The sequence below is a fragment of the Treponema sp. genome (genome assembly GCF_051883275.1).
Taxonomy (GTDB): Bacteria; Spirochaetota; Spirochaetia; order Treponematales; family Treponemataceae; genus Treponema_D.
Window position 1 is genome coordinate 1 of record NZ_JBJETK010000054.1, and the last position, 12,333, is coordinate 12,333.

A 12,333-nucleotide genomic window follows, 5' to 3' on the forward strand; every position below is an offset into this window, starting at 1 on the left:
TCAGTCTCTTTTTCTATTTTTAAATTAACTCATCCACAACTTTTGATTATAACTCTCTGTGTGTAACGTCCACATCTTGTTGAAATATAGAGTTTCACTGTTTGCGGTATACTTGTTAGAACGCTGTCCGTCCTGCCCATAAACATAGGCTGTGTTGTAGTTCGCATCCACGCTCGAAATAAGCAGGTTTTTCTCGTTCCAGACGTATGTTCTGCGATACTTTGAGCCTTTAGCGCCGCCGCTTGAGCCATTTTCTTCCCTAAACAAGCCCCATCCGTAATCAGTTGAGTAAACATCTTCCGCTTCCTGCGTTATTTTGTGGTAGCTTACATCATCTCCGTTGCTTTCAAAAGAGCCGTCCTGTTCGACCGTAATATTTCCGTTTGCATCATACTTATAATAGCGGTCGCCGGCACGTACGAGCCTGTGCGCGAAATTTTCGTCATAGACATAATCAAAGTTATAGTTTAAGTTATCTCCGATTGACTTCTGCGGAGTTACAGTTTCTTTTGAAACTTTGCTTGTCATATTGCCCAAGCCATCGGAATCAAAACTAAACACCTGCGAGTAGTTTGACACAAACTCTGGCACAGAGGAGATGTACGGATTATATACCGTTTCACCGTCAACTTTAATCAACTGATAAAGATTATCATAACTGTAAGTCTGCTTAGTTTTATAATTGCCTGTCACTGTGTCAAGGCAGTCATTCTCATAGCCGAGAACATTGCCCACAGCATCAAAACTATAAGAAATGTTCTGGTAATTCTGTCCCCATTTATTCTGCGTCTTTATCGTATCAAGCCATCTGCGCGCAGGGTCATACGTGTATTCCGTAAACGTACCGTTACCATAGTCAATGCGCGTTCTTTGACCGTACTCGTCATACAAAATGTCTGTAACATATTTAAATTCATGTCCGTAATGTTCACCAGTAACGGACACGACTTGACCGCCTCTGTCGTAACCGTATGTGATTTTCTCGCCATCGGGGTAAACAATCCACTGCATTCTTCCTAAGTAATCCGAGCGATATTCCATTACGGCAGTTTCTGTCGGATTGTTTCTATTCAAGTGCGTTGCGAGAGTGCGAGTTTCCTTTGTAACCTCTCCGAGTGCACCGTATTCGTATTCAAGAGTTCCGGATGCATCGGTTATAGAACGGATTTTTCCTGCTGCTCCGTGCGTGTTGCTTGCTCCGCCGTAAGTATAAACGGTGTCTTCTGTGTCGGGATAGTCAATCCTAACAAGGCGGTTCAAGCCGTCGTATTCGTAAACAATCTGCTTGTTATTCTCTTTTAAAACGCTGTTATTCTCGCGGACAAGGTTTGAACATTCATCGTAGAAGAATTCCTGTCTGCCCGAATCCAAACTTTCAAGCGCGGTTCTGCGACCGAGTAAATCGTACTCAACACTGATAGGATTTTCCTTTGCATCAAATGCGTTCAGCATTTCACCGAGTTCGTTGTAGCGGTATGTAACTTCTGTAAGTTGTGCTCCGTCTTTGTCAAACTTTGCCACGCGAATAACATTGCCACGGCTGTCAGTTTCTTGCAGGCTGACATTTCCGAGCGGGTCAATGCTTTCAGAAATTAATTTATTTTCTTCTATATAAAACCTATTTTCCTGTACTGAACCGTCAGGCAGTATTGTCCTAACCTGACGGTCTTTTTCATCGTACTTGTAAGAGGAAAATAAATCTGTCATCTTTGGTCTTGAACTCAACAAACTCTCCAAACTTCCTTCGATGAATTCCGTCATTCCAGCTTTTACGGTACGACCTTTGCTGTCGTACTCAACGGCACCACTCGCATTCCAGCCGTCTACTCCGTTCACGAAGCCTGTCTTTGCAGTGCGGACTGCTCTGCCTAGACCGTCAATCTGCAGGACAGTCTGAATTACGGAATCATCGTCAGAATCAAACGTTACCTTGTTGCCTGTTATTGCGTACCACAAATCGCAGAAACTGTCAGCATTTTTTTGCGGAGTGAAGTATTCATAACTCACTGCCGGAGTTGCACCGTCATACGCCGTCCAGATTTTTGTCAGTCGCTGCCAGCCGTCGTATTCGTATCTGAGTGTGTTGCCGTTGCAGTCGGTCTCCTTTGTCTTTGTTTGCGTTGCGATGTCATAGTCAATTTTGCTTTTATATGTGTCCGTATTCTTTCCGCCTTGCAAAATCTCCGTTACGAAGATATTTTCTGCTGTGTCGTAAGTGTAGGCTAATGTTGCGCCTCGGCTGTCGGACACAGACTTTATATTTCCAAAATTGTCATAAGACAAAAAGTTTGAAGAATAATTGTACACATCAAAATATTGTCTTAATTCTTTGAGTTGCCCATACTCGTCATAATCTCCAGAACGGTGTCGCAAAAGACTTCCTTTTGAATCATAAACGCGGATGTCAACAGGCAGCCCCACAATGTAGTCCGTCGTGTTAGTGTTGTCATAAATGACCTTGCCAAGAAGAATTTCCCCATCACCAAAGTTCTGTTTTATTTCAATACAGTTACCAAATTCATCGTATTTATATTCTGTTTCTGCATGAATAAAATCAGAAGTTCCGCTGGACTTTTCGTAAGTCCAAGAATACTCGCATTCAGGCTGCGCATAAGGAGATTGCACCGAGTTTTTCCGTCAACCGCCCTTGCGCGCTTCGCTAACTCTCATTGCTCCCTGCGGTCGCAACTAAAGGCACTTCACGGCGGGGCAGACTTGATTTGTGCCACCTGAATTTTTGTCAAAGAACAAGTTTCTCCGCCTCTTTCATTGAGAAAAAGGCAGAGAATCCTCAGTTATTTTTTTTAAATATTTTACTTTACAAATTCTATTGTTTTAATTTTTTGATTCTTAAGTACATAATCAAAACAATTATAATAAGAATTACAACTATTATTTATGTCAAAAAAAGAAGGATCATATTTAGGAATATAACCTATATTAATAACAATTTTGTCTATATCTTTTAGAGATGTTTTTTCTGTATTTTCTTCAAAAGATATTGTTGACTTTTGTTTTACCTTAACATCTATGTTAAATAAAACTTTATTTTCCACAAGTAAAGTATTTTCAATCTTTTTATAAGGAGCATAAACTTCTATATCTTCAGGAAAATCACAAATAAAATAATTAATGAACAAGATGTTTTTTTCAACTTTATATTGCGGTGTTGTTTCTGTTAGTAAAAAACTATCACAATATTTTAATTCTATATCAAATAGAACATTATTTTCTGTTATTTCAGATTTTATAACATTATATAATATTTCGTTCTCTCTTTCATATACTAAATTTACTTTTTCATTAGGTTTTAGTACATAAAAAATATATTTTTTTTCCTGAGCTTTTGTCATATTACAACTAATAAAAATAATTACTATAAAACTTAGTATCAAATACACTTTATTCATCTTAATAACGTACCCTCTCATCTAATTTTTGTTCACTTCGTAAAGTATTTTCTGTTATGTCATCACTTGTAAAAAAGCCATTTACTCCTGTTGTATTTAATTCTTCTACACTTGTTGATTTTCCAGATCGATACACAATAGTATTTCCTAAATTATCAGTATATTCTGTTATTCTCTGCCTCCTTTGATTTTTTCCCTTTGCATTATGCAATGCATGAATAAGTTCATGTCCCAGAACAATACTTGGCTTTGCCTTAACATTAGTTACTCTCCCATTGTGATTTTCTGGTAATGATACATCTATATTTGGATTAAATTGTATATCTGAATCAGAACCTTCAGAGTCTGGCTTAAAAGCATCACCACTTAAAGGTTTTGTAGTAGCATTATTTGTCATAGGAGTAGAATTTACTGTCACTGTATTATTATCCTCTATCAATTCATTAATAAGTTGATTTCCTTTTTCATGACCATTTATTTTCATAAAGGGATTATTGTTATGAACAGTCCCAGTAAATGGGTTAATCCAAGCCTTTGGAGATAATTTTCTTAATTCTTTAGCAATTTGTCTTTTATAACTAAAACCTCCAGATACCTTTAAATAATTTCCATCTGGATCAATATACTTAACCGGATTATTCGCTGCATAGTGATACAGATTTCCGTTGACAGAATTGAAGATACCACCAACACCAGGCAGTTTTCCTGCTTCATCAGCTATACATTTTCCAGCCGCAGGGATGTACTCACCCAATGCAGGGTCTGTACTTATCCACATTGAATATTTAGGATCTAAATATCTAGCTCCATAATAATAAAGTCCTGTTTCCTTGTCTAGTTCTTTGGCAGTAAACTTGTATGGAAGCCATTCAAGCCCCTGGTTCTGTGTTTTTTCAACCCAGGTTTCGCCATAAGGTGTGTATTCTATTCTCTGGTATTCATCGCCTTTATAGTCAGAAATCAAAGATGCGCTTCCGAGATGGTCAGAGTGATAGAAATACTGTTTGTAATACTCTTCTTGGTAAGTCGGATTTTCGCCGCTGTTTAGTTTTGTTACAATTCTTGTCTCGCCAAGGTAGATGTTCTTCGCAGACTGTCCGCCGTAGACATTGTTTCCGCTATCGGTATGCAGAGTCCACATCTTGTTAAAGTACAATGTCTCGCTGCTTGCAGTGTACTTGTTGCTTCTCTGTCCGTCCTGTCCATAGACATAAGCAGTGTTGTAGTTTGCATCAACTGAGCTTATAAGCTGATTTTTCTCATTCCATGCGTATGTCCTGCAATACCTTGTTCCTTTTATTCCACCGCCTGAGCCATTTTCTTCCTTGAACAAGCCCCAGCCATAGTCAGTGGAGTAAACATCTTCCGCTTCCTGCGTAATCTTGTGGTAAGAGACGTCTTCGCCGTTGCTCTCAAAACTGCCGTCCTGTTCGCAGATTATGTTTCCGTTTGCATCGTATTTGTAGTAACGGTCGCCGGCACGTACGAGCCTGTGCGCGAAATTTTCATCATAGACATAATCAAAACTGTAATTGAGGTTATCGCCGATTGATTTCTGCGGTGTTACGCTCTCCGTGCTGACTTTTGAAGTCATGTTGCCAAGTCCGTCAGTATCAAAGCTGAACACCTGCGAATAATTTGACACAAACTCCGGCACGCTTGACTGATAAGGATTGTAAGTTGTATTGCCGTCAACCTTTATGAGCTGATAGAGATTGTCATAAGAATATGTCTGCTTTGTCTTATAATTGCCTTTCACAGTGTCAAGACAGTCATTCTCGTATCCAAGCACGTTTCCAACGGCATCAAAACTGTAAGAAATGTTCTGGTAGCTCTGCCCCCAGTTGTTCTGTGTCTTTATCGTATCAAGCCATCTGCGCGCAGGGTCATACGTATATTCCGTGAACGTTCCGTTCCCGTAGTCAATTCTAGTTCTCTGTCCGTACTCGTCATACAAAATGTTTGTAACATAATTGAATTTATGACCCCAATGCTCGCCTGTTACGCTTACAACCTGTCCGCCTCTGTCGTAGCCGTAAGTCACTTTCTCTCCGTCAGGGTAAACAATCCACTGCATGCGTCCAAGATAGTCAGAGCGGTATTCCATTATGGCAGTTTCAGCCGGATTGTAGCCGTTCAAGTGTGTCGCGAGCGTTCTTGTTTCTTTTGTGACCTCTCCGAGTTTTCCATATTCGTACTCAAGAGTACCAGAGGCATCAGCTACAGAAAGTATTTTTCCCGCTGCTCCGACAGATTTGTCAAAAGCGTTTCCATAAGTATAGATTGTATCCTCGGTGTCAGGGTAATCAATACGGACAAGGCGGTTCAAGCCGTCGTATTCATATACAATCTGTTTGTTGTTTTCCCTTAATACGCTGTTATTCTCGCGGACAAGGTTTGAACATTCATCGTAGAAGAATTCCTGTCTGCCTGAATCCAAGCTTTCAAGCGCCGTACGTCGACCGAGCAGGTCATATTCGACACTGACAGGATTTCCCTTTGCATCCAGCGCTTTCAGCATTTCGCCAAGTTCGTTGTATCGGTAGGTAACTTCCGTAAGCTGTCTGCCAGTAGAATCTTCCCTTGCTACACGAATAATATTGCCACGGCTGTCACTCTCCTGAATACTGACATTCCCGAGCGGGTCGGTAGAGTAAGAAATTAAAATTCCGTTCCTGATTTCAAATTCCGCAGACTGCTCCGAGCCGTCAGGCAGGATTGTCCTGATATGACGGTCTTTTTCGTCATACTCATACGAGGTAAACAAATCTGTCATCTTTGGTTTTGAATTCAACAAACTTTCCAGGCTTCCTTCGATGAACTCCGTCATTCCTTCTTTTATGGTTCTGCCCTTATTGTCGTATTCAACCGCGCCGCTTGCATTCCAGCCGTTTTTTCCGTTCACAAATCCTGTCTTTGCCGTTCTGACGGCTCTGCCTAGACCGTCAACCTGCAGGACAGTCTGAATTACGGAATCATCGTCAGAATCAAACGTTACCTTGTTGCCTGTTATTGCGTACCACAATCCGTGCATTCCGTTTTCGTCCGTGCCGGGCGTAACGTATTCATAGCTTACGGCAGGAACTGCACCGTCATACGACGTAAAGATTTTCGTCAGTCGCTGCCAGCCGTCGTATTCGTAACGCAATGTGTTGCCGTTGCAGTCAGTTTCCATGGTCTTTGTCTGAGTTGTGACATCGTAATCAATATAGCTTCTGTAAGAGTCAGTGTCTTTTCCGCTCTGCGAGATTTCCGTTACGAACATATTTTCATCTTCATCGTAAGTATAGGAAAGCGTTGCACCGCGTGAATCCGAAATTCTTTTTATGTTTCCGAACCTGTCATAAGTCAAAAAGTTTGAAGACCAGTTATAACTGTCAAAATACTGCCTCAACTCAGTAAGCTGCCCCTTGCTGTCATAGTTTCCAGACCGATGTCGCAAAAGTCTGCCGTCAGTTCCATAAACATAAATGTCGACCGGCAAGCCTACAATGTAGTCTGCTACATTTGAGTTGTCATAAATTATTTCGCCTGTAAGACTTTCTCCGTCACCGAAGTCCTGCGTCATTCTCGTACAGTTTCCGTATTCATCATATTCATAGCATGCTACAGTATGAATGCAGTCTGAGCTTCCGCTGGCTTTTTCATACGTCCAGTTTTCTTCCTTTGCAGTCAGTGCACAAGGCGCATCGCAGTATTCAGCCGTATGCATTGAAAGGACTGTTCCGTCCTTTGCATAAGAACAGCTTTTTTCTACTGCGCCTTTTAGGTAATACTCGCGGTTACAGTATTCGTCAACGGTGTACGTGCCGTCTGCAAATGTTGTCGTGACAGTCCTGAATCCGAAAAAGTCGCGTAACTCCCTGTCGTAGTATGCGCCGTCGTATTCATAGTTTGTGACAACTTTATGAGAACCGTGATTTATTTCAGGCACTGTTTCACCGCAGCCGTCGCTTACAGTAACACGGCTCATCACGTATTTAAAGTTCGGGCTGTCAGTCGTTCCGTATTTTTCTGCGTATTCGATTTCAATATTGCCGCCCTGCGGAAGATTTATTTTTGCAAGCTGTCCGTAGCGGCCTGAGATGTTGCGCTTCCAGTAAGTTGCATGACCGGGGATGCGGAGGACGTGGTCGGGAAGTCCGTCGCCGTCAAGGTCAGTCATTTTTACAGTTGCACTTGTACCTGTCATTCCGCTGTTCAATCCGCCGCCTGCATTCACCGTTGCATTAACTTTAAAAACTGTTGCAGGAACAGGGATAGGTATATTCACATTGACTGAAAGATTCCCTGTAATGTTTGCTGTTACCGTTACGGAGCAGTCGAGGTTTTCTATATTGTCTGAAACGCTGCTCAAATCTATTTCAGCAGTTTCTGCAAGTCTTGCCGTAGAACCGCCGTAAGAAATTCCATTTGAATTTATTGCACCGTTATTTATCTTAAACTTTCCGAGACTTGCCGTTTTCCATTCTGGAATCGTTAAAACAGACGGCGAACCTGAATCTATTTTTGAACCTGTGTTGTAATAAATCTTGTAAATGTAATTTTCATCATCAGTATTTTTTGACTTGCATACAACATCTAAAAGACCGTCGCCGTTTATGTCAAGAAGCATCTGATTCTGAACACTCGTGCTTATACTTGCACAACCTGCAATGCCGCCGGAAACACTCATGCTTATATCCTGCGAAACACTGCTTTTATCCATAGGTTCTTCATTGCTGTCAGTTATAAATGAACTTTCGCCGCCGAGACCGATGTTTTTGGATGTCCCTGATACATAACCGCTGCTTATTGCATTATAGCCATAATCAAATACATTTTCATAACTGTCACCTTTTCCAAGAGCTGCTTTTCCTTGAGTTATGTAATCTGTAATTCCGTCTCCGTTTATATCAAGCAAGGATGACACAGTTTCATTTGTTCCGTTAAATGTTGAATTTCCAAATCCGTTTGTCAGGCTGACTGCCTTTGGTTTTCCGCCTGCTGAATACAATGTCTGAATCGCACCTGCCGGACTGAATGAAAATCCGTTTGAAGAAGATTCGTTTTTATTTCTTGAAAGGGAATCTATGTCGCCTGAAATAAATGAAGGTGATGAAGGATATTCTATATTACCATAAAAATCTTTTTTGCCAAAATAAACTTCACAGACATTTCCCTCAATTTTTAATACATCTGGAATTCTGTCTGCATTAATGTCCTGGAGGCTCTGAATCATTTTTGACGAACCGGAGTTTTTTGATGCAGTCATATTTTGTACAGACAGTATGGAAACCTGTGGTCCTGACGTAACGTCTTCACCTGATGTTTGTGTTTTCTGAATTACGTCTGATGACGTATATGCGTTTTCAGGTATTCCTTCAATAGAATAATATGCGTTGCCGCCAAGCCTGTTGCAGACGACTTTACCTGAAGCCATTCGCGGTCTTGAACTGACTGTCATGCTGTCATTTTTAAGTATCCCGTTATCGTCATAAATGCTTTCTTTTATGTAATGAGATTCAACTCCTTCAAGTTCTGCACCGTTTTTTGCAGGAAGAGTACAGCCGAATGAAAACTTAGATTCATGTTCATTATTTTCTATGTCGCTGCTTATTGAATTTCCGATATTTTTTATCTCTTCTTCTGAAGAAATTTTTTCCGTGTCATATTCAGAATATTCCTGTTGAATGTTTTCAGGTTTTAGAATTTCAAAAAGCCTTGTTTCTGAAAAACTGTTTTCATTTTCGCTTCCAGTCCATATTCCGTAAAACCAGCCGTTTTTTCCGCCATACAAAGGTTCGCTGACTGAAAAATATATTTTATCAGTTCCAGCGTTATAAACAAGCAGCAGTGTTTGTTTTGATTCTGCAATGCTTTCTGATGAAAAATCTTTTTCAGAATTGAATGTGCAAGTTCCATCAGGAAATTCCAGTTTCTGTGTTCTGCCTATTATTTCAGTTTCCGTATGAGATTTTGGGATTAAAAAATTTATTTCGCCGTTGCTGACATCGTAACAGGCTTCAGTTGAATATTTTATTTCAACACATGATTTTCTGTATCTATAAAAGTTGTGTGCAAGACATTCATCTATCAAAGGCTTTATTTTTTTATCTTCATAATCAAGTCCTGCATACTCTTCTTTGAGACAGTTGTCATCATCATAGAACGGAAAATCTTCCGTACGTATTTTTTGATGCATTGCCCGTTTTAATATTTCATCTGCTGCCCTGCAGTTTTCTTTATATTCTTCTGAAGAATCGTCAGCCTTCTTTTCAAAAATAATTTTTTCTTCCTGCGTTTCTTCGTTTACTTCAATTTTTTCATCATAAACAAGATTAATGAATTTTTCCTGCTCTGCTTTATCATAAACATTAACACTTTGCAGTTTTTTCGTTAATGAATTTTTGTCCGTACTTTCATCAGTTTTCCAGATAACGCTGTCAAGATTATTATTCGGATATTTTTTTTCAAAATCAGAAACGATAAGCAAAAATTCTTCCTGCGATATTGAATCTGCATACGGAATTTTTTCTTCAAAATTGTATGTAATCTCATATTTTCCGTCGTCAACATTTAAGGCACATTTTCCTTCTGAAAAATCCGTAACAACAATTCTTTCTTTTAATTCATCTGCTGAAACGACAGTTTTATTTTCGGCATCAATTATAATGTCAATTCCTGAGAGCCTGCCTGTAGAAAATAAATTTTTTCCGTTTCTGACATACGAAGAACCTTGAGAAAATGTCTCGTTTGAAAACCGCCGTCCTTCTGAAAAATTTTCTGAGGCAGTTTCTGCATACGAAGCCGTACTTCCACTTAAATCTGCCGTCACTCCGTTCTGGGAATAGCCGGCTGTAAGTTCGTCCGGTTCAAGGACTTTTTTCAATTACCCAAATTGCGAACTTTATTTTACACTATCGGTCAACTAATAGATGCTATTCTTTTATTTTCAGAATTTGACCTGTTCCTATTAGCATATTTCCCTCAAATAACTCAAATTTTCTTCCTACATAGAATTTATTCTTTATTATAGGAAATTGTAAAAAGAGGACTTTTATATTCAATAATTCCGTATCAAAATTATAATTCTCAATATAGTCTCCTATTATAATTCCACAACAATATCCAATAGTATCCTTTTCTAACCTAAAAACAGGTCTGTAAGAGTATTCGTTATCCTTAATAGGGGGTAAACTACTTCTTCCGCCTCCCTGCGCTTTAGATAAAAACTTCATAGAAACTAAAATATCATATTTATACATATTAATTCTCCAAAGGAACAATTATAGCAGGAGTTAATAACGGTAGATTTTCTTTGGGAACGATTACCGCAGAGGGGGCATCTATAATCGAATCAATCGGAATATAAGAGCCTTTTGGGGCAGATGTTTCTACTATAGCCACATATGGGTCATCTTTAGCGATGGTTTTATTAGCCAATGCTGCGTAACCTGAAGCATCCACAGAATTTGTTTGAAATAGTTTTCCTGATTCATATGTACTATTATCTCCCATGCTAAATTTGCCACCTGATTGTTTTATGGAATTCAATTCTTTCTCATTAACTGCTCTATATAATATCGTTTGCGACTGTGTTTGTGTTTTTTCTTTTACTTTAGTCTTTACAGCGTTTACGGCATTAGAAACGGCTTGATTAGCAGCTTGCGCTCCATAAGATATTGCTTCGCCTAAAGCTTGAAGTCCTTGCTGCCCTGCAGGGGTTGCCAAATAAGCTGCTGTTGCCAAAACTACAAAAGCGCTTGCCCAATAAGCTGCAGCTACAGCAATCGCAGGAAGCGCCCTTCCATCCGGGTCTATATAGCGTACCGGGTTATTCCCTGCGTAGTGATACAAATTGCCATTTGTCTAACGAAACGCCTCTTTTTGCCTCCTTTTGCCTGATTATAGCACAAAAAACATAAATTCATCGCTTTATTTTTTTAAATTTAGGAAGAATCCGGCTTTTTTTGCACGAATTCGCCCGGAATTCCGCTGATTTCTGCGCCTATTCCCACAAATTGCTATTTGTAGGTGGAAGACACCGCGTTTTCAGACGGACTGAAAACGCTAGATGCAGTGCCATCATCTATTATTTATAAAATTAATAATTCCTTTAACTGCTGCATCAACATAGTCATTCCCCGATAAAAAAACAGAACAAAAAGAATACCATGGATAAGTCATAAGAACTTCATTATCATTCTGGTTCTTAAAGATTACTAAATCAATAAATGCCTTATGATAATTAATAGCGTATCTTGTATTATTTAAGGAAAAAATTATTAAGGGTCTATTGTTCATTATACTCTCAACTTCATTCCCTAATGAATCAAATATAATAAATTTTAAATCCGATTTCTTTGATTCTTCTATTTTGATTTCATATTCTAACAGTCTTTTTGTTAATAAGTTGGCTACTTCATCTTCGCTTATTGTAAATGGACCGCCTAAATCAGCTATATATGGTATTACAACTTTTACAATATAATCTGACAGATTTTCGTTTTCATGCCAATCTCGTCTAAATTCTGGAAGACCAAAGGCTCGTAAATGACAATCTAAATATATAATTTGTTCATTCTCAGGAAGCACATGTAATTGTTTATGTATTGATACGGTAAAATTATTTTTTGTTATTAAATTAATTCCCGAATTATTTTTCTTAATAGTTATATGGTATTCGTCAAAAAAAGATTTTAATTCATCTAATCTTAGTAATTTCTCAAGTTTCATATTAACTCCCAATTAATTATATACTAGAGAACCTAAAGCACCCAATATAAATATCCCTGCACACATTAGTGATTTTCCGATAGTTTTCGAAATTTCAAGCGCAGTTTGCTTTGAAAATTACGGAGTTTTAAGAAAAATACTACTACTCTTTAAAATGCGCTATTTAGTCAACACAAAATTTTTACAGGTTTAAGGTGTAAAAATT

At 38.9% G+C, this 12,333-nt stretch carries 6 protein-coding genes; all 6 read right to left on the reverse strand.

Going from position 1 to position 12,333, the window contains the following annotated elements:
• Positions 1-24: 24 nt before the first annotated feature.
• The 6 genes from ACI4L0_RS08790 to ACI4L0_RS08815 all read right to left on the reverse strand — a co-directional run bounded on the left by ACI4L0_RS08790 (position 25) and on the right by ACI4L0_RS08815 (position 12,128).
• Positions 25-2,625 carry an RHS repeat domain-containing protein gene (locus tag ACI4L0_RS08790; RefSeq protein ID WP_439799794.1) on the reverse strand — a complete coding sequence of 867 codons (2,601 nt, stop codon included), beginning with the start codon at positions 2,623-2,625 and terminating at the stop codon, positions 25-27.
• 188 nt (positions 2,626-2,813) lie between these two features.
• Positions 2,814-3,353 (reverse strand): hypothetical protein, encoded by a 540-nt coding sequence (locus ACI4L0_RS08795; RefSeq protein ID WP_439799795.1) that lies wholly within the window; start codon positions 3,351-3,353, stop codon positions 2,814-2,816.
• A 58-nt stretch (positions 3,354-3,411) separates the two neighbouring features.
• Positions 3,412-10,281 carry a toxin TcdB middle/N-terminal domain-containing protein gene (locus ACI4L0_RS08800; protein ID WP_439799796.1) on the reverse strand — a complete coding sequence of 2,290 codons (6,870 nt, stop codon included), beginning with the start codon at positions 10,279-10,281 and terminating at the stop codon, positions 3,412-3,414.
• A 49-nt stretch (positions 10,282-10,330) separates the two neighbouring features.
• Entirely contained in the window at positions 10,331-10,657 is a 327-nt protein-coding gene (locus ACI4L0_RS08805; RefSeq protein ID WP_439799797.1) for a hypothetical protein, read from the reverse strand.
• 1 nt (position 10,658) lies between these two features.
• Positions 10,659-11,249: a hypothetical protein gene (locus tag ACI4L0_RS08810; RefSeq protein WP_439799798.1), complete on the reverse strand. Its 591-nt coding sequence runs from the start codon at positions 11,247-11,249 to the stop codon at positions 10,659-10,661.
• Between the two features lie 228 nt (positions 11,250-11,477).
• A complete protein-coding gene (locus ACI4L0_RS08815; protein WP_439799799.1) occupies positions 11,478-12,128 on the reverse strand; it encodes a hypothetical protein in 651 nt (216 codons plus the stop codon).
• Between the last annotated feature and the right edge of the window lie 205 nt (positions 12,129-12,333).